Raw genomic sequence first — 18,964 nt, 5'->3', positions numbered from 1 at the left:
AAAGAAGGAATCGTTCATGTCACAGCAAAACACAGAACAACCATTGCACACTCTTCTTAGAAAAAACCCGCCGTTTCGCGCGGATCAGGTCGGAAGCCTGCTCCGGCCGGCGGCTGTGAAGCAAGCCCGCCTGCAAAGAGCGGCGGGTGAGATTTCGGCAGAACAGCTGCGCGAAATCGAAAACCAAGAAATCATCCGCAGCGTGAAAAAGCAGAAAGAAACCGGCCTCAATGTCGTGACTGACGGCGAATTCCGCCGGGCCTGGTGGCATTTTGATTTTCTCGAAAACTTAGACGGCGTCGAAGCGTTTACGCCAGATAGCGGCATTCAGTTTCACAATGTACAGACGAAAGCGCGCGGCATTAAAGTAACGGGAGATATTGATTTTTCTCAGCATCCGATGCTCGAAGATTATAAATTTCTTCACAGCATTGCCGGCGATGCTGTTCCAAAAATGACGATTCCAAGCCCGAATATGCTGTTTTTCCGCGGAAAATTGGAAAAAGCAGCGTATCAGAATAATTACAAACAATTTCAGCATGATGTATCAAAGGCGTATAAAAAAGCGATTCAAGCTTTCTATAACGCCGGATGCCGCTATCTTCAGCTCGATGACACCGCATGGGCCGTTTTCTTATCGGAAGCGGGGCTTCGCCAGATTGAAGCATTCGGAACGACGCCGGATGAGCTGCGCAGGCTGTTCGCAGCTTCTATTAATGACGCCATTAAGGATCGTCCTGCCGACTTGAAGGTTACGATGCATATCTGCCGCGGCAACTTCCAGTCCACATGGACGGCTGAAGGCGGATATGATGCGGCGGCGGAAACGATTTTTGACGGGCTTGACCTTGACGGATTGTTCTTGGAATATGATGATTCCCGCTCCGGCGGCTTTGAACCGCTCCGTTATGTCAAACGCTCTGATCTTCAGCTTGTGCTCGGTTTGATTACGTCGAAACACGGCGATCTCGAAGACAAGGACGCGGTTAAACGCCGGATTGAAGAAGCTTCTCAATATGTCAGCCTGGATCAGCTTTGCCTCAGCCCGCAATGCGGATTCGCTTCCACTGAGGAAGGAAACCTGATCACAGAAGAACAGCAATGGGCAAAACTGCGCCATGTCGTCGATATTGCCGGTGAAGTCTGGAAATAAAAAAAAGACACGCTAATAGCGTGTCTTTTCCGTTTTACAGCGGATCGGTCCCGATTAAAACTTCGATATCTATCGTGATATCAGCCGCTTTTCGGCCGATAAACCGCTGAATGCTTTCTTCAGTACATTTCCATGTTAGGGGCGTCATTTTCACAAGCCGTTCAAGATCAGGCTGCGATAACGTCTTCGTGTAACGCAGCCGTTTGCGCTCAAAGGTTTGAAAGCCCGCTTGGAAACGGCAGGCCGCTGAATCAGCGGTGTCATTCCGCCGGGGACTGTTTCCGAAAAAGAATTCCCTTACTTCCTTCAAATAATCACGCCGCGGCACCGCTTTAATGACTGTGCCACCCTTTTGTAAAAGCCTGCTGCATTCCTTGTAATTCCAAGGTGATAAAACAGACATCACGACATCAAAACAGCTGTCGGCAAACGGCGCATCCGCCACATCAGCGACGGCAAAAACCATTTGATCCCCGAAGCCCTTTGCCGCATGCAGCACACCTTCTTTCGAGAGATCAATGCCGATTCCCGTCACAGAAAAAGCGGGCTGCAGCAATCGGCATACGGCGGCTAAATGAGAGCCCTCTCCGCATCCCGCATCCAATACCGCCGCCTGTTTTTGCGGAGATTGCGTACGGCTGATGATGCCGGCGATCTCTTTTTGAACCGGCGCAAAAAACTCCCGGCTGTCAAAAAGCTCGCGTCTCGCTTCAAACAGCTGCCTGTCATAGCGTGTTTTGACCGCTTTATTGAGGAAATTCACATATCCTTGTTTTGATATATCAAATGTATGCCCGTTTCCGCATATCAAGCTTTGATTTTGGGAGACCGCCATGGCCGTACGGCATAGCGGACACCTGAATACGGACTGGCATGATTGCAGTAATTCCGCGCGTTTTCTTTTCATCGACGCCAAAAAAACACCTCATTCATTCGTTATTTTGATGAAATGAAAAAGGCATAGACAAATAAACCTTGCCAAATTGGAAGGTTTAACCTATTTATCTATACCTCTCATTATCTGTAACGAATGAACTGGATGATCACGAAAATGACCCCTTTTCTGCCGCCTTTTGAAGGCTGTGCCCTCAGATCCATTTTCCCAGCTGCATCCAGTCTTTACAATGAACCGGAACGGATTTCAGGGGCGTTTTATACCTTTATTATCCAATTACTTTTACATATCCTTTATTTTCTTTATTTATAATATAAATTTATTATTTTGAAAATATCTAAAAAGGTTGATTTTCAAAAATTGAAACGATAAAATACTGCTATCTCATGTAATATCGTTATTCTTGTATATGATCAGTAATATGGTCTGATTGTTTCTACCTAGTGCCGTAAAAGACTAGACTACAAGAAAGTTTGCATAAATTTGAACGAGTGAAAAGCATATGATGCTGTCAGTCTATTCTTTTCTTTTGGCTCTTATTTATCACACTTTCTGGCTTTCAGGAATTTGTGACGAATAAGAGCTTTTTTTATTTCCATAATACCCTTATAGGAGTTGCTCACATGTACTTTTTATTGAACATTGTCGGTCTCATTGTTGTCATGGCTGTTGTTTTCTTATGCTCTCCCAACAAGAAGAAGATTAAATGGCGTCCGATTGTCATGCTCCTCGTCTTTGAGTTTCTGATTACTTGGTTTATGTTAGGGACAAAAGTCGGCGGCTTTGTCATCGGGAAGATCGGCGCGTTCTTTACATGGCTGATTTCCTGCGCCAGTCAAGGGATTGCGTTCGCTTTTCCGTCTGTCATGGCCAATCCGACGGTTGATTTTTTCTTCAGCGCATTGCTGCCGATTATCTTCGTCGTGACCTTCTTTGATATGCTGTCGTATTTCGGTATTCTGCCGTGGCTCATTGATAAAATCGGCTGGCTGATTTCTAAAATATCCCGTCTGCCGAAGCTGGAGAGCTTTTTCTCCATTCAGATGATGTTTTTAGGCAATACGGAAGCCTTAGCCGTCATCCGCCAGCAGCTTGCCGCCGTCAACAACAATCGGCTTCTGACATTCGGGCTGATGAGCATGAGCAGCATCAGCGGCTCGATCATCGGATCGTACTTGACGATGGTTCCGTCCACTTATGTGTTTACAGCCATCCTGCTGAATTGCTTAAACGCGCTTTTAATCGCAAATATGCTGAATCCCGTTGACGTTTCTAAAGAGGACGATATCATTTACGTACCTTCAAAAGCGGAGAAAAAAGACTTCTTCTCTACGATTTCTAACAGTATGCTTGTCGGCATGAACATGGTGATTGTCATCTTAGCAATGGTAATCGGGTATGTGGCGTTAACGGCTGCGTTAAACGGCTTGCTCGAACTGTTCGTGCACGGTTTGACCATTCAAAAGATTTTCTCATACATTTTCAGTCCGTTTGCCTTCCTTCTCGGATTAGGCGTACATGACGCGATGTATGTCGCACAGCTGATGGGCATTAAGCTCGCGACGAACGAGTTTGTGGCGATGGCCGATCTGAAAGGGCATCTGAATTCACTTCCGCCGCACACGATTGCCGTGGCGACGACATTCCTGACATCATTCGCAAACTTCAGCACCATCGGTATGATCTACGGATCTTATCAATCTCTGCTTGATGGTGAAAAATCAGCCATCATCGGGAAAAACGTCTGGAAGCTGCTTGTCAGCGGAATTGCCGTTTCCTTATTGAGCGCGGCGATTGTCGGATTGTTTGTCTGGTAAAAGAAAAAAAGCGATACCGCTCCGTTCTGGAGTGATATCGCTTTTTTTTATTGATAGACGGATGCAGGCACGAAAACATCCCGGATTCCTGCCGCATACGGCCCGAGATCGTATTGTCCGAACACAACGGCAATGCCGTTTTTCGTAAAGAAGAAAGGTCTTTCGTTGTTCAGGGTGATCTCCTGTTTTTTGACGTCCTGATCGAACAGATCGTCATGTTTCTTGATGTAGCCGTAAAGATAGTCTCTCGTTTTGTTACCTTTCGTTTTCGTATTCAGCACATCTTGGAGGGTGACCCGTTTTTTTGCGGCCAGGTCGTAATTAAAGGTCTGAACGGATGTCAGCCCGTGTGCGCCGCCTGTGTAAATGTAGTTTTCAGTCAGAATGCTGAGCTTGCCGTCTTGATTATACTTCACCTTGAAGTCTGCTTGGTATTCCGCTTTATAGCCTTGTTTCTCACCGTCTTGTTTGTTTTTCACATATTCTTTGTACGAGTTTTCAATATAGCGTTTGAAGTCCTGATTGATTTTCTTTTCAAAAGATGCGTTTCCCGTATTTGTGACCTCGGGGTATGTCAGCTGCTTTACATGCTTATACGTATGGCTTTTGACAACGGGCTTTGCGGTTTGTGCAGCTTCGGCTGAAGGGGTGAAACCTCCGAACGGCGCGGCTGTCAGCACTGCCAAAAGCACGGCCGCCATCATTTTGAATGTCTTTTTCATCACAACTCCTCCTTTTCATTTACCCGTTCCCTTTTTGAAAACGGGTTACACACTATAGACAGCGCAGATCAGGAAATTGTTTCTGGGCCTTCTCTCACATTTTCTCCATAAAAAAGAGACATGGATCATCCATGCCTCTTTTACCGGGAAGGTCTTTGCGCAATGGCTTCATAAACAGCTTCCGCCAGATCAGAGTTGCCGAACATCTCCAAAACGCCGATGACGGTTTGATCAGGAATCGGTTCTGATTCCTCCTTCGGCACGACGAGCTCTTCAGCCGTTTTTCGCAGCTCTTCGTTTAAAGGCTGTCCGGGGTAAGCCCTGCTGTAAATCGCCATCGGATCAAGGTCATGATTGACGCACCATTGGGCAAACACCAAAATCATCCTGTTTTCGTCACGCCGGTAATATTCTTCGAGTTGTTTTTCAGTAAACGGCTTCACTATCATTCGCTCCTCCAGAAAATCTATCCCTAAGATACACAAACACAGAGCGGAAGTAAACCAAAGAGGGTGAAACATTTATTTCACAGCGGGAAGTGCGGATGTGCACGGAAGCGATTTTCGTTTTCTTCCCATATTAATGCTTCGTTCCGATAGTTCACTTTCACAAGAAAAAAAGCGCCCCTCTCATAAAAAGGCGCTTTGTCATTCTTATATTTTTCTGTCCCAATGCCGATGCTCAGCCACGGCCTTCAGAAATTGTTCGCCATTTCCGTCCGGAACAAGGCCAGGGCCGTTTTCGGTTCCGGCGGTGAGGGCGAGAAGTTCTTTTCCTTCACCGGAGGCGCCGATCGCTTTGTAATGGCTGAAGGCTTCACTGACGAAATCTTTAGCCGGTTTTTGGGCTTTGAGGCTGTCAGTGCTTTGTTGTCCGCCCGGAATGAATACAGCGTCATACAGGACGGAATCCGCTGTCAGGAAAGTGGCTGACGCTTCGAGCTCCGTGCCGTTTTCTCCCTTGATGGTTCCAAGCACAGGACTGATGATATCGGCTCTGACTCCCGCCTGTTTGCATGCGTCAAGCAACTGTTTGACTTCCGCATCGGCAAACCCGTGGTCGGCTAAAACCGCGACCTGCCTTGTGGCTGCCGTCTTTACCGTATTTTCCTGGCTTAAGGCCGGGGAAGTGAACGTTTCATCAGATTCACGGTCCTTTGGCGGCGGGTTCACACCGATTCCTTTCGCAACGCGCTCGGCAAGACCGGCGTCGACGTGACTGAAGACATCAATCACCTGCTGCTGCACATCCTTGCTTTTCACTTTTCCTACCTCAAAACAGAACGCGGAGATGATATGTTCCTTCTCGGCGTGTGACATGCTGTTCCAGAACATCTTCGCCTGAGAAAAATAGTCATTGAAGCTCTCGCTGCGCTGGCGGATTTTTCTGCCTTCTACTTTTTCCTGATAATGAACGTATCCGCCTTCTTCTTCTGAGGCCGGCGATGGATCATTGTTCTGCAGAGAGTTTTTATGATAGGCGACAGGGCCCTTATTAATCGTCATCCGGTGGTAGCCGTCGTATTGGTTGTTATGGAACGGGCAGACCGGCCGGTTGATCGGAATCTCGTGAAAATTCGGTCCGCCAAGACGGATGAGCTGTGTGTCCGTATAAGAGAAAAGCCGTCCCTGCAGAAGCGGGTCATTGGTGAAATCAATGCCCGGCACGACATTTCCCGGGTGGAATGCGACCTGCTCCGTTTCCGCAAAGACATTGTCCTGATTGCGGTCGAGGGTCATTTTTCCGATCAGCTTGACGGGAACCAGTTCCTCCGGCCAAAGCTTCGTCGGATCAAGGATATCGAAGTCAAATTTAAATTCATCTTCTTCGTCAATCATCTGAACACCGAGCTCAAACTCGACTTTGCCGCCGTTTTCAATGGTCTCCCATAGGTCGCGGCGATGGAAATCGGGATCTTTCCCGGCAATTTTCTGCGCCTCATCCCAGACGAGAGAATGCACGCCGAGAACCGGCTTCCAGTGGAATTTCACGAAACGCGCTTTTCCTTTCTCGTTGACAAAACGGAATGTATGCACGCCGAAGCCCTCCATCATCCGGTAGCTTCGCGGGATGCCGCGGTCAGACATCGTCCACATGACCATGTGCGCGGATTCAGGATTGTTGGCGACAAAATCCCAGAACGTATCATGAGCCGTCGCTGCCTGCGGCATTTCATTGTGCGGTTCCGGTTTAAAGGCATGGACGAGATCCGGGAACTTGATCGCGTCCTGAATGAAGAATACCGGAATATTGTTTCCGACGAGATCGTAATTTCCTTCTTCGGTATAAAACTTAGTCGCGAATCCTCTGGCGTCACGGACTGTGTCGCCTGACCCTTTGGAGCCCGCCACTGTTGAGAAACGGACGAAGACAGGCGTTTTGACAGACGGATCCTGTAAAAATTTCGCCCGTGTATATTCCGTCATCGGTTCGTACACCTGAAAATGCCCATGAACGCCGTATCCGCGCGCATGAACGACCCGTTCCGGAATCCGCTCGTGGTCAAAATGCGTCATTTTTTCACGAAAATGAAAATCCTCCATCAGCGTAGGGCCGCGGACACCCGCTTTTAAAGAATGCTCATCCTCAGACACACGAAGTCCCTGATTGGTCGTCATTTTCTTCCCGCTGTTATCAGACCTGTACTGCTCAAGCTGCTCGTCTTTTGAGTGCTCATTTACTCGTTTGTTTTGATCATCACTCATGTCAGTTCCCCCTTTTAAAACGAAACATTCTACAGCACATTTACCCGCGGTGTTCCCTATATAAACTGCTGATCGGCTCAATAGGATTTTAGGTCTATATCTAAATATGCGGTCATACACATTTGAAATAAGCCTTCGTGACAGAAAGAAATCATGGAAGCGCTTACTAAAACAACCGTTGAAAAAGGGAGGTCCTATCGTGCTTGCCATACTCGGTTTTGTGATGATCATTGTCTTTATGTACCTTATTATGTCTAACCGGCTTTCCGCTCTTATTGCCTTGATTGTCGTTCCTGTTGTGTTTGCCCTGATCAGCGGATTTGGCAAAGATCTCGGCGGGATGATGATTCAGGGCGTGACAGACCTCGCCCCTACCGGCATCATGCTGTTATTCGCCATCCTATATTTCGGCATTATGATTGACTCAGGTCTGTTTGATCCTCTCATTGCCAAAATTTTATCATTTGTCAAAGGAGATCCGTTAAAGATCGCCGTCGGCACAGCGGTCCTGACGATGACCATTTCGCTCGACGGAGACGGGACAACGACCTATATGATTACGATTGCGGCGATGCTGCCTCTTTATAAACGGCTCGGCATGAACCGTTTGGTATTAGCCGGAATTGCGATGCTCGGTTCAGGGGTCATGAATATTATTCCGTGGGGCGGACCGACGGCGAGGGTTTTGGCTTCCTTGAAATTGGACACGTCAGAAGTCTTCACTCCGCTGATTCCCGCCATGATTGCCGGCATTCTTTGGGTGATCGCCGTTGCTTATCTCCTCGGAAAGAAAGAACGGAAGCGGCTCGGCGTCATTTCGCTTGATCACGCGCCGTCCTCCGATCCGGATGCGGCGCCGCTCAAGCATCCCGCTCTCCAATGGTTTAACCTGCTGCTGACTGTCGTCCTGATGGCCGCTCTGATCACCAGCCTGCTCCCGCTCCCTGTTCTTTTCATGACCGCGTTCGCCATTGCCTTGATGGTTAACTATCCAAATGTCAAAGAGCAGCAGAAACGGATCTCGGCGCATGCGGGAAACGCGTTAAACGTTGTGTCCATGGTGTTTGCGGCCGGCATATTCACAGGCATTCTCTCCGGTACAAAAATGGTAGATGCAATGGCGCATTCTCTCGTTTCACTCATTCCTGATGCCATGGGTCCGCATCTGCCGCTGATCACTGCGATTGTCAGCATGCCGTTCACCTTTTTCATGTCAAATGACGCCTTTTATTTCGGTGTCCTTCCCATCATCGCAGAAGCCGCTTCCGCTTACGGAATAGACGCCGCTGAAATCGGAAGGGCCTCCTTGCTGGGCCAGCCGGTGCATCTGCTCAGCCCGCTTGTGCCATCCACCTATCTATTGGTCGGAATGGCGGGCGTCAGCTTTGGCGGCCATCAAAAATTCACCATTAAATGGGCTGTGGGGACAACGATTGTCATGACAATTGCGGCGCTTTTGATTGGGATTATTTCGTTTTAATCAGAAAAGGATTTCCGCTGGCGGAAATCCTTTTCTATACATTATTTTTTTGTATAACGCACCCAGTCGTAATGAGCGTACAGCGGATTTACGCCATTGTAGGAACCGAGCCAGTCATCGACACCCGTACCATTCCACAAATTCATCATGATTTTCCCCGGTGCTGACGGAATTTGGGTGGTCGCAGTATGTTTTAATTGCCCATCGACATACCATTTAATAGAGTTTGGCTGCCAATCGAACGCATACGTATGATAGGCATTGGCTGCATCAAATCCGAGATCCGCCAGCTTCTCATGGTTTCCCGCGCCATTTGTATAATAGTTAAATTGAACCTTTGTTGTGTCTTTTCCTAAAAACTCGATATCAATCTCATCCCAAGGAGTCCCATCCGTTGGACCTGTATAAGTAAAGAACGATGAAACAATCCCTGTGTTTTTAGCCGGTTTCATTCTGACTTCATAAAGTCCATAGCCATATTTTTGAGCCGAACGGTTTTCCCCGCAGTCAAACTTGTTATATGACGGACTTGTCAGCGCCAAACGCATTTCACCTGATGACGTCACGGATACGTTATTTGCACGCCAAGTGCAGTTAAACATATCTCCATTCGAGTAACCATCTGCTTTTTGCCATAATCCGGAGTTATAGCTGTTAAAAGGTTCAAAAAACGATCCGCCTGTTTGAGCCGAAGCACTAGAAGTGACCGCACACAAACTCAAAAACAATCCAGTGACAAGAAGCAGCAGCACTCGTTTCATACGATAAGGCATATTGGCATTCCCCTTTCTTGGAAAGCGTTTTTTTATTGATCATACATGATTCTGTTAAAAGGGAACATCGGTCAGAATAATGATAATAATGAATCTTAAAAAACCTAAATTACATTAGCACAGTAAGAGATAATCCGCACTCATTGTAATTTAGGCTCATATGTAAAATGAATAAATGATGACGCTCTCATTATGCTTGTTTGACTACCCTTTCTATATGAATCGTTAAATACAGCAGCTCATCACTAGTGAGCTTGTGCTCATACTTTCTCTCCATGCAGGTTTGGATTTTCTTCGTGCATTCATACGCCCGATGGTATTTTTCTTTCACTGTCTCCAGCAAAAAGTCGTCCCGGCTTTCCATGTGTGTGCCGTTAAAAAGGCGCTGTGCGAAAAACTTTAAGTGGGTGACAAACCGATAATAGTGAAGTGATTCTTCATTGAATTCAATCTTAAAATGGTATTTTACGATACTCAAAATCTCTTGCATGACTTTTGTAATGCTGATGATATTGGGCATCTCCTCATTCAGCTCGGCATTTACAATATGCAGCGCAATAAAGCCTGCTTCATCCTCCGGCAGAGACACGCCAGTCTTGTTTTTTACCATGATCAGCGCTTCTTTTCCGATTGCAAATTCGTCTTTGTAGAGCCTTTTTGTTTCCCACAGCAAGGCATTTTTGATATCCAGCCCTTTCTTATTGCGCTGGATGGCAAAGTTAATATGGTCGGTCAGCGACACATAAATGCTGTCGTTGAGCTTTTTGCCGAGCCGTAATTTCGCATAGCTGATAATCTCTTCGGATACTTCCATACACTCGATCGGGATATCATACAAAAGGGTTTTGAACTTTTCGGATACATCTCTGTTATCGAGGGTGAACACTTTCTCAATACGGGCTTCATCTACAGGGTCTCCCGTTTTCTTTTGAAAAGCAATGCCCCGGCCCATGATAACCAATTCCTGATTGCCTTCCTTAAGCACACTGACGACATTATTATTAATGACTTTCGCAATCTTCAATTCTGTCTCCCTCCCGCCTGACCATTACCTGCCACACCTTGATTGTACCTCCTTTTTGAACTAGGTCAATATCTCCAGGTCAATCAGAAAACAGGGTGCAGAAATCTTTGTCCAACGATGCGGATGAGGCGCATATAATGCAGAGAACCGGTTTTTGAGAAGGAGCGTGTGTGATGAAACGGTTTTCGAAAGAAGAAAGCAGCTGGATGCTGTATGATTGGGCCAATTCAGCTTATTCGGTCATTATTATGACGGCGGTATTTCCCCTGTTTTTTAAAGCGGCCGCGGCGGAAAACGGCGTCAGCGCGGCTGATTCCACCGCTTATTTAGGCTATACGATTGCCGCCGCGACTTTTATTTTGGCGATGCTCGGCCCCGTCTTAGGAACGATTGCCGACTACAAAGGATGCAAAAAACGGTTTTTTGCCTTCTTTTTTCTGATTGGTGTGGCGGGCACCGCCGCACTGGCTTTGATTCCCGGCGAATCTTGGATGCTGTTGTTAATTTGTTATACGATTTCCACGATCGGCTTTGCCGGGTCTAATGTGTTTTATGATGCGTTTCTCGTTGATGTAGCCGCAAAGGAGCGGATGAATATGGTGTCGGCCAGGGGGTTTGGGCTGGGCTATATCGGCAGCACAATCCCTTTTCTCCTCAGCATTGCCGTCATTCTGTCAGCACAAGCGGGGGCGATTCCGCTGTCCGCCCAGGCTGCGGGCCGCATTGCCTTTTTGATTACGGCGGCTTGGTGGGGACTGTTCACGATTCCGCTCCTTCGCCGCGTCCGCCAGCGCTATTATATCGAGAGAGAGCCGCGGCTTGTGATCAGCAGTTTTAAACGGCTGGCCGGCACGCTGAAGCAGATCAGGAAGTACCGGGCGCTGTTTTTGTTTCTGCTCGCCTATTTCTTCTACATCGATGGGGTTGGCACCATCATTACAATGTCGACGTCATACGGGGCAGACCTCGGCATCAGCGCGGCAAATCTTCTGATTATTTTATTTGTCACACAGGTCGTCGCCGCGCCTTTTTCGATTTTGTACGGGCGGCTGGCCGAACGGTTTAAAGGAAAAACGATGCTTTATGCCGGAATCGGCGTGTATATGATTGTCTGCACGTATGCTTATTTTATGGATTCCGCTTTTGATTTCTGGGTTTTGGCTATGCTTGTCGCCACTTCCCAAGGCGGTATTCAGGGGCTGAGCCGCTCTTACTTTGCCAAGCTTGTCCCCAAACAGCACGCCAATGAGTTTTTCGGCTTTTATAATATCTTCGGCAAGTTTGCTTCGATTATCGGCCCGCTTTTGATTGCCGTCACCGCCCAGCTGACCGGGAATTCGTCAGCCGCCGTGTTCAGCCTGATTTTATTATTTGTGATCGGAATCGCCATCCTTGCATTTGTGCCGGAAGAGAACAGTGCCGATAGCAGCCAGCAGCAAAATGACCTGCCCCTTTAACTGGGAGCAGGTCATTTCATCATTTATTCGCTTTATTCACCTTGAGCTTTTTCCCTTTGACGGTTGTGTTTTTCATCACTTTGAGAACTTGAGGGCCTTTTCCGTTTAAAATCTCCACGTAAGAGGCGTTGTCCATAATTGTGATAATGCCGATGTCGTCAGCTGTCACACCGTCAATTTTGGCGATCGTTCCGACAAAATCAACGGCTCTGATTTTCTTTTTCTTTCCGCCGTTAAAGTACAGCTTCATGATGTCTTTGTTTAACTGTTCGCTTCTGTCTGTTTTGACGTCTGGGCGGGCGTTCAATTTTTCCGCAAAAGCCGCTTTCCGTTCCGCTGTTTCTTTTTCTGACGGTGCTTCCCGCTTTTGGATGCGGAAACCGATATATGTCTCAATGTCATTCAGAAACCGCCCCTCAAACGGCGTCACAAACGTGATGGCCCGGCCGCGGTGTCCGGCGCGGCCCGTTCGGCCGGTGCGGTGCACATAGCTTTCTTTTTCAAGCGGAATATCATAATTGATGACGAGGCTGATGTTTTCGATATCAATTCCTCTGGCGGCAACATCGGTCGCAACGAGATAGCGGAACTCGCCGCGCTTGAACTCATTCATGACGTCAAAGCGGTCTTCCTGCACCATGCCGCCGTGAATTTTATCGCAAGGATAGCCCAGCCTGTCCAGCTCATCGGTTAACTGGATGACTCTTTCTTTTGTCCGGCAGAATATGATGCAGCTGTCCGGATTTTCGGTGATCAGGACATCACGCAGCAATGATGATTTATCCTCTTCTGCTGTTCCGGTGACAAAATGCTCAATATCTTTTGTCGTCAGGCCTTCCGCTTTTACTTCAATCAATTCAGGGTCTTTCATATATGTGCGGCTCAGCTTCTCGACGTCGTCCGGGAGCGTCGCTGAAAAGAGCATGGTGACTCTGTTTTTCGGCAGATGCTGAATGATGGCTTCCACCTGTTCAATAAATCCCATATTCAGCATTTCGTCCGCTTCGTCAATCACCACATACGCCAGCCGTTCAAGCGGCAGCGTCCCTTTCTCTATATGATCAAGCACACGCCCCGGCGTTCCGGCAACGACGTGGCTTTTTTGCTTCAGTTCGGTTTTCTGTTTATCAAAAGAAGCTTTTCCGAAAACCGCCGTGGCTTTTATCCGTTTAAAACGGCCGATATTTGTGATATCTTCTTTAATCTGCGCCGCAAGCTCGCGGGTCGGCGTTAAAATCAGGGCCTGCGGTTTGTTTTCCTCCCACTCCGCAAGCTCGCAGATCGGAATGCCGAAGGCTGCGGTTTTGCCGCTGCCCGTCTGCGATTTGACGACGAGATCTTTTTTTTGCAGCGCGGCGGGGATGACGCGCCGCTGCACTTCAGTCGGCTCGGTGTATTGCAATCCTTTCAGCGCCCGTTGGATATCAGGGCTGATCGCGTATTCATTAAACTCATTCATGACTAAACTCCTTCTCTGTCCGGCTCCCCTCATTATACGCGAAACGCCGCCGCTTTACCCTGACGTTTTGCCGGAACATTCGGAGACTGCTTTTTCTTCATGTCAAGCACGACCCACTTGGCGCAATAGAAGCTCATTCTTCCTTCCCCGTCATCGACATAATAGCGTATCGATTCCCAGCCGCCGTCGACCGGGCTGATACCCAGACGGATGTCGGTGATGCTCTCCAGATCATCCAGCCGGGCAGCACTCACACCTTCAAACCGCAGCACAGCATCATACTGTCCATCAGTCAGCCTCAGCTCAAACACCGGGATTTTATCATAATACTCGTTATATCCGGTATAGAACATAAACTCCGTCAATTCAAAACAACCCGGCGAATCCGGCCGCAGCATAACTGCTTTCTCATGTTTGTGCCACTCCATTTTGTGCCTCCTTCTTTTCAGCTGGCATGTCTGACTCAAATGAAATTTTCTTACAAACCCCTATGAATTTCTTTATATTCCTGCAACCAATCTCTTAATTCTTCTATCGTATGCAGATATGAATCAGGCGAATCTTTCAGATCAAACCCGCTTAAATATATGAGCATCTCCCAGACGTTTTCGTCCTCAACCGCCGGATCATCTGCAGCCACATACTCAGACGCCCAATCCGACACTTCTTCCCTCGCCGCTTGACCGTTCAAGATCAGACCAGCCTTTTTCAGACATTCTGCCATTGTTGTTTCTTTCACGCCAGAAGCCTGCCTTTCACTTCTTGTTTAAAATGCTGACCAACAGCCTTCTCACCCGCTCGTGCCGCCCGATTTCCCGGCTGAGCTCCGGATAATCTGTTAAAGTGTTTTTCAGCTGTGCATATTGCGGATAAAGCTCAAAAAAGGATTTATATAAGGCTTTACGCTGCCGAGCAGGCATTTGTTTATTCGCCACCACAAAATCTAAGCTGCCGCAGATAAGCGCGAAATACTCATAAAAATCCCCAGCGCAGACAGCACCCTCAAAGTCTTCTTCAAAACTTCCTGCATCTAAAGGCAGCGGACCCTCTAATTCTTTTTTGTGTAATTTCAAGTTTCTGATGACGTCATTATTTAAAGAATATCTGTTGGATTTTAACATCTCATTTAGCCGAGCGGATTGTCCCCAAAACGCTCCCACAGTTTTGGAAACCTTTCAGGCAAATCTTCTTCTTCCCAATCCAATTCAATACCGTCCGATTCGGCAAGTCCCTTTTGTTCAAGCGCATCTAAAAGCTCGTCGTGTACTTTATCATCCCATTCATCGTCACCAGTCTTCATATATGTCAACGCCTCGATTGCCACTGACAGCAAGTCTTCATTTTGCGGATAGTCTTCCTCGTCAAGCGTCTCTTCTGTGATGTAGGCTGCCAAATACTCGTGATCATCCAGCACTTTTTCAAAAGTTTCTTTTCCCTGAGCAATTAGCCAGCCGCGGAAATAATCAAATGTATCGTCCGAGCAGCCGTCCATTAGGATGTATGCTGCCGCCCATAGTAAGGACAGATAGCTTTTGTGCATGAATGTCTGAAGCATAAATTCAAAATCAACGATCTCATTGATTTCTTCTTTCAATAATGCATCACGCAGCCACTCATTAGGTTCTTCATGACTGCCAGCTTGGTCAATAAGCTGCCAAAAAGATGTTTCATTCATTTGATTTTCCCCCTCTGATATCCCACTTATAGATCCCCGAGTCTGATAGTGTATAAATAGCATTGCTTGTTAGTTTCAGCTGTTGTATCGAGAGCTCCCGCCCGTCTGGATCACAGCATTTCACCTCTTGCATCGGCAGGCTGACATCGGCCGGAATGAGAGACAGTGAATGATCATCTTTGCATACCCAAAACCCGTCATTTGAAATCGCTAGCTGGTCGTAAACCCCGGAATATGCTTTATCAGAAATAATCCAAACTCGTTTCACGTCGGTTTCATCAAATGCGGCAATGACTGTATAAGAGTAATACAGCATGTAGATCAGTCCGTCTTTTTCTGCAAGTGCATAGCAGTCATCTGCCGCGGGCGCGTATATTTCCGAAAGCTGCTGATCAATGTGAGTTTTCTTCAGCCGGCCATCTAATGAATAGCACAGCACACTGTGCCCCTCAGGGTTTTCATCACTATAAATACCTTCATCACTTAAACCGATCCACAGGTTTTGTTTTTCGTCCAAAAGACTGCATGAAACCCCTGAAGGCAGAGAAAATGCACATTGTTCTGTTCCATCTGCTGAAAATACTTTCACTTTATACTCATGCGATTCAAAGTAAATCAATACATACCGGTCAGCCGAACTCTGTTGAAACAGCATAATATCCTCACACAGAATTTGTTCATCGATATGAATCACTCGGCTATCGCCCGATTTGTCGATGATCATAAACGAAAGACCGTCATTCTGATGCCTTCCGAGATACAGACGCCCGCAGTTATCAAAATGAAAAAAACATCCTATTACTGATTCTTCGGCTATCTTATTCATTTTTATTTTCATGTAATTGCCCCTTGAGTCTTGGATGGTATTTTATTTATATCGATCGTTCACTCTGTAAAATGATATGCAGATGGCTGAAAAAAGCCATCTGCATAGGATTGATCAAAACTTTACCAAATATAAATCGTTATCATTAAAGATAAACATGCGGTCCTGGACGGCTCTGTACGTTGTTTTTCCTTTTCTATCAATACCGTGTATCATGACGTCAGTCTCTGATAAGCCTTTGTTCTCTTCATGAAATGCAAATAGGTTATCCTCGTGACTCTGAATCAGAAGCACCCTTTTTTTCGAAACGGACAGCTGATCACAATAGGAGTATTGATCGCCGTCCAGCACATATTCTGCAACAGTACGAATTCTGTCCCGTCCAATCTGATAATGCCCGATGACACAGCAATCCTCTCCCTCAAAACATACATACAAATCGGATTTGATCGATTGTACGGCATAGCATTCATGCATCATTTCTTTAAAATCGTCTTCAAAATAAAACGTTCTGTCTTCTGTATGAAAAGCAAATATCGCTTTTCCTTGAGGATTCCTCTCATCATACATACCCTCGTCTGTTAATCCGATCCATAATAACCCATCCTCACTCAGATGAAATACATTGGCGCTTAATAGAAAAGAACAAATCGGATTGATTTTATTACTGTTTACGCAGTATGCGGCTAATTGACACGTATGATTTTCCAGGTAAACGATAACGATAGTGTCATCATACGAATCAACCAGATAGAAATGGGTATCTTCAGAAAATCCGTGTAACTCTTTTTTGATTAAAAGAGAGCTGCCTTTCATAACCTCCAATATTACTTTGTCATCGTGCACCGACACAATAAATACCTGATCATCCCGGCCCGCATTGAAATAAATGATATTTTCCCTTTCATATGACCCAACCCGCTCCGCGGTAAGTTCTAACATCAGCAACACTCCGTTGAATAGGAATCTGGAATTTATATTAAATTAAGCAATGATATATAAATCTGCTGCATCGTATTCAAACCAAATGATTTTTTCATTATTTTCAGTAGTAACATCAACCTTTTGAGTGTTCGGATTCATGTAGGACTTATTGTTGAAAGGGTTTGCTATTATAACAACAAAATCATTGATCGATGCTAAAAAATATAATTCATCCAATAAGTGGTCTGCCATCAATTCTTCTTTTGTCAGACCACATTCAATATGAATTAACTTTTTCGATATCGTATTCATATGTATCATTTTCTTTTCAACCTTCTTCTTCCATCCCTCAATAAAAGAAGGTGATGCCATTACTTCTATCAGAACTGTTTCGAATTCTAAGTCATTCATTAATTGGAAAAAAGTATCTTTACTCACTAGATCACATGAATATATTGAGTTGTATTTCAACGGGTTAATCACATCCAGATTCCCTATAGCCCTCAATGATTCTTTTTGTAAATTTAAAGGACGGCTCATATTACCTCCGCAAACGGTTTCCCGCGTAAAAGCGGTTTTATTTGTAAGAAAAGAGAGGCTGGGAACCTCTCTTATTTGTTTATTTATGATTTCGAATGATACGCATAAAATGATTGATCATCAAATCGAACGGTTTCAGCTTCTATAGCAATCAGCATTCTGTTCATGTCAATGAGAAAATTAGCATTTGATTGATACTCAGGAATTACAGCATTTGATAGATTTCCGGTTCCTTCCGGGTGGTAACTCATCTCAAATACTTGCCAATTGTATTCTTCCGGATCTATTTTTTCTAATCTCATATCACCAATATCTGCACTATAATAAGTGGATGCCACATTTTGAAATAATATTTTATGCGTATATTCAGCTTCACTTTCAAAAACCTTGATATCAAGTGAGAGTTCTTTTTTAAACACATTAAAATCTAAATGACGGACACTGCACCCCCCATCTATGTAATCTACCCATTCATTTATTGTTTTGTACATGGTCATCTCCTGCCTCTTTTATTAAGACAAATGTAAAGCCAGACCTCACAAGAGAGGAATTACCTTTCAAAACCATCTAGATAAATTCTTCGTTACGAACAATCTTTATCTGATGCATATATTTCAGTTGAATCAAAGATCACCCGTTCAGTTTCAATTGCATAGACTGCTTGGTTAATCCCAATCAAAATGTTTGCATTCGATTCATAATCTTCAATTAAAGGGTGATATATTGTTCCAATCCCCTGAGGATAGCATGAGAACGAATGTAACCTCCATCTTTTCTCTGCATTGACTCCATCTAAAGATGATTCCTTGCCCGCATAAAAAAATAATGATGATACATTTTTGAATTCAATACAATGCTGTTGCTTCTTTCCTTTCGTATTCACTTCCAAATGAAGAATAAACTCTTTTTTAAAGAAATGAAAATCTGTTTTTAATACGATGCATTCCGAATCAATCAGTAGCTTTTGTAATGGATTATTCACCTGAATCCTCCCTCCTTGAAAAGATTTTTTTGATTCCAGCCACTATATGACTCTTTTGATTTTTTTCAGTTTTCTCGTGATAATTAAACACTTGATATTCTTTAGAATCAAAGTATATATATTTACATTCTATAGCAAGTAAAGTTCCGTTAATTTCTATAAGAAAATTAGCACTTGAGACTTGATCACCTAATATACCATTTTGCATTTTTCCAATTCCCTCTTTGAAATAACTGATTTCTTCAAGGTACCAATTAGCATCACTGGGCATAGTTTTATCCAACTTGTTATTAACACCGAAATAAATTCCGTTTACATCTTTAAATGTAATTTCTTTTAAAGTGGCTTTTTCTCCTCCATCATATACCTTGAAATAAAGAGTTAATCTATTCTCTAAGTATTCAAAATTAATATCGTGCAAAAAGCAATTAACATCATGATTTATATAGTCTATCCATTGTTCAATACTGTTCATGTTATAACATTCTCCTCACTTTATTTAAGTAAAAGGGTATGATAATGCAGATGGCAA

Annotated in this window: 21 protein-coding genes and 1 riboswitch; of the genes, 4 read left to right on the top strand and 17 right to left on the bottom strand. The window is 45.2% G+C overall.

What is annotated here, in order from left to right:
• The first annotated feature begins 16 nt into the window (after positions 1 to 16).
• Positions 17 to 1,153, top strand: a complete 1,137-nt coding sequence (locus ACQE26_RS05180) for a 5-methyltetrahydropteroyltriglutamate--homocysteine S-methyltransferase (RefSeq protein ID WP_500470864.1) — start codon at positions 17 to 19, stop codon at positions 1,151 to 1,153.
• 34 nt (positions 1,154 to 1,187) lie between these two features.
• Here ACQE26_RS05180 and ACQE26_RS05175 read toward each other — a convergent pair whose 3' ends face one another.
• On the bottom strand, positions 1,188 to 2,069 hold the full coding sequence (locus tag ACQE26_RS05175; RefSeq protein WP_500470863.1) for a putative RNA methyltransferase: 882 nt from the start codon (positions 2,067 to 2,069) through the stop codon (positions 1,188 to 1,190).
• 362 nt (positions 2,070 to 2,431) lie between these two features.
• Positions 2,432 to 2,532: riboswitch (purine riboswitch) on the top strand.
• Positions 2,533 to 2,671: 139 nt separating this feature from the next.
• Here ACQE26_RS05175 and ACQE26_RS05170 point away from each other — a divergent pair.
• Positions 2,672 to 3,865 carry a NupC/NupG family nucleoside CNT transporter gene (locus tag ACQE26_RS05170; RefSeq protein WP_500470861.1) on the top strand — a complete coding sequence of 398 codons (1,194 nt, stop codon included), beginning with the start codon at positions 2,672 to 2,674 and terminating at the stop codon, positions 3,863 to 3,865.
• Between the two features lie 47 nt (positions 3,866 to 3,912).
• On the opposite strand, the gene ACQE26_RS05165 is transcribed toward ACQE26_RS05170, so the two are convergent.
• From ACQE26_RS05165 to ACQE26_RS05155, 3 genes are all read right to left on the bottom strand, one after another.
• Entirely contained in the window at positions 3,913 to 4,587 is a 675-nt protein-coding gene (locus ACQE26_RS05165; protein WP_500470860.1) for a DUF3298 and DUF4163 domain-containing protein, read from the bottom strand.
• Positions 4,588 to 4,727: 140 nt separating this feature from the next.
• Complete coding sequence (gene yxiS / locus ACQE26_RS05160) at positions 4,728 to 5,036, bottom strand: protein YxiS (protein WP_500470859.1); 309 nt, start codon at positions 5,034 to 5,036, stop codon at positions 4,728 to 4,730.
• A gap of 204 nt (positions 5,037 to 5,240) precedes the next feature.
• Positions 5,241 to 7,292 carry a catalase gene (locus ACQE26_RS05155; RefSeq protein ID WP_500470857.1) on the bottom strand — a complete coding sequence of 684 codons (2,052 nt, stop codon included), beginning with the start codon at positions 7,290 to 7,292 and terminating at the stop codon, positions 5,241 to 5,243.
• Positions 7,293 to 7,491: 199 nt separating this feature from the next.
• Here ACQE26_RS05155 and citH point away from each other — a divergent pair, with 199 nt between their 5' ends.
• The gene (citH, locus tag ACQE26_RS05150) at positions 7,492 to 8,772 is read left to right on the top strand and encodes a citrate transporter CitH (RefSeq protein WP_500470856.1); all 1,281 of its coding nucleotides are present in this window, start codon (positions 7,492 to 7,494) and stop codon (positions 8,770 to 8,772) included.
• Between the two features lie 41 nt (positions 8,773 to 8,813).
• Here citH and bglS read toward each other — a convergent pair whose 3' ends face one another.
• Together bglS and licT are read right to left on the bottom strand one after the other, a co-directional pair.
• Complete coding sequence (gene bglS, locus ACQE26_RS05145) at positions 8,814 to 9,545, bottom strand: beta-glucanase (RefSeq protein WP_438420937.1); 732 nt, start codon at positions 9,543 to 9,545, stop codon at positions 8,814 to 8,816.
• A 190-nt stretch (positions 9,546 to 9,735) separates the two neighbouring features.
• Positions 9,736 to 10,569, bottom strand: a complete 834-nt coding sequence (gene licT / locus ACQE26_RS05140; protein ID WP_438420938.1) for a BglG family transcription antiterminator LicT — start codon at positions 10,567 to 10,569, stop codon at positions 9,736 to 9,738.
• Between the two features lie 170 nt (positions 10,570 to 10,739).
• On the opposite strand from licT, the gene ACQE26_RS05135 reads away from it, so the two are divergent.
• Positions 10,740 to 12,026, top strand: a complete 1,287-nt coding sequence (locus ACQE26_RS05135; RefSeq protein WP_500470854.1) for an MFS transporter — start codon at positions 10,740 to 10,742, stop codon at positions 12,024 to 12,026.
• A gap of 19 nt (positions 12,027 to 12,045) precedes the next feature.
• Here ACQE26_RS05135 and ACQE26_RS05130 read toward each other — a convergent pair whose 3' ends face one another.
• From ACQE26_RS05130 to ACQE26_RS05080, 11 genes are all read right to left on the bottom strand, one after another.
• Positions 12,046 to 13,485 carry a DEAD/DEAH box helicase gene (locus tag ACQE26_RS05130; protein ID WP_500470853.1) on the bottom strand — a complete coding sequence of 480 codons (1,440 nt, stop codon included), beginning with the start codon at positions 13,483 to 13,485 and terminating at the stop codon, positions 12,046 to 12,048.
• Positions 13,486 to 13,517: 32 nt separating this feature from the next.
• Positions 13,518 to 13,913, bottom strand: coding sequence for a hypothetical protein (locus ACQE26_RS05125; RefSeq protein WP_060963919.1), 396 nt, complete (start codon positions 13,911 to 13,913; stop codon positions 13,518 to 13,520).
• Positions 13,914 to 13,963: 50 nt separating this feature from the next.
• Complete coding sequence (locus ACQE26_RS05120) at positions 13,964 to 14,224, bottom strand: YxzC family protein (RefSeq protein ID WP_500470852.1); 261 nt, start codon at positions 14,222 to 14,224, stop codon at positions 13,964 to 13,966.
• 16 nt (positions 14,225 to 14,240) lie between these two features.
• The gene (locus ACQE26_RS05115) at positions 14,241 to 14,606 is read right to left on the bottom strand and encodes a YxiJ family protein (protein ID WP_500470851.1); all 366 of its coding nucleotides are present in this window, start codon (positions 14,604 to 14,606) and stop codon (positions 14,241 to 14,243) included.
• A 5-nt stretch (positions 14,607 to 14,611) separates the two neighbouring features.
• The gene (locus tag ACQE26_RS05110; protein ID WP_500470850.1) at positions 14,612 to 15,160 is read right to left on the bottom strand and encodes a DUF4240 domain-containing protein; all 549 of its coding nucleotides are present in this window, start codon (positions 15,158 to 15,160) and stop codon (positions 14,612 to 14,614) included.
• The gene (locus ACQE26_RS05105) at positions 15,153 to 15,998 is read right to left on the bottom strand and encodes a YxiH-YxzG fusion protein (protein WP_500470849.1); all 846 of its coding nucleotides are present in this window, start codon (positions 15,996 to 15,998) and stop codon (positions 15,153 to 15,155) included. Before ACQE26_RS05105 ends, ACQE26_RS05110 begins: the two co-directional genes overlap by 8 nt.
• A 102-nt stretch (positions 15,999 to 16,100) precedes the next feature.
• Positions 16,101 to 16,928, bottom strand: coding sequence for a hypothetical protein (locus tag ACQE26_RS05100; protein WP_500470847.1), 828 nt, complete (start codon positions 16,926 to 16,928; stop codon positions 16,101 to 16,103).
• A gap of 42 nt (positions 16,929 to 16,970) precedes the next feature.
• On the bottom strand, positions 16,971 to 17,450 hold the full coding sequence (locus ACQE26_RS05095) for a hypothetical protein (RefSeq protein ID WP_500470846.1): 480 nt from the start codon (positions 17,448 to 17,450) through the stop codon (positions 16,971 to 16,973).
• An 83-nt stretch (positions 17,451 to 17,533) separates the two neighbouring features.
• On the bottom strand, positions 17,534 to 17,947 hold the full coding sequence (locus tag ACQE26_RS05090) for a YxiG family protein (RefSeq protein ID WP_500470845.1): 414 nt from the start codon (positions 17,945 to 17,947) through the stop codon (positions 17,534 to 17,536).
• Between the two features lie 86 nt (positions 17,948 to 18,033).
• Positions 18,034 to 18,432: a YxiG family protein gene (locus ACQE26_RS05085; protein WP_060963907.1), complete on the bottom strand. Its 399-nt coding sequence runs from the start codon at positions 18,430 to 18,432 to the stop codon at positions 18,034 to 18,036.
• On the bottom strand, positions 18,425 to 18,907 hold the full coding sequence (locus ACQE26_RS05080) for a YxiG family protein (RefSeq protein ID WP_060963906.1): 483 nt from the start codon (positions 18,905 to 18,907) through the stop codon (positions 18,425 to 18,427). The genes ACQE26_RS05085 and ACQE26_RS05080 overlap by 8 nt, the downstream gene beginning before the upstream one ends.
• Between the last annotated feature and the right edge of the window lie 57 nt (positions 18,908 to 18,964).

The sequence above is a fragment of the Bacillus sp. 5RYD7K genome (assembly GCF_059831465.1).
The sequence above is the reverse complement of the archived record's forward strand: the minus strand, read 5'-3'. Positions and strand labels throughout refer to the sequence as shown.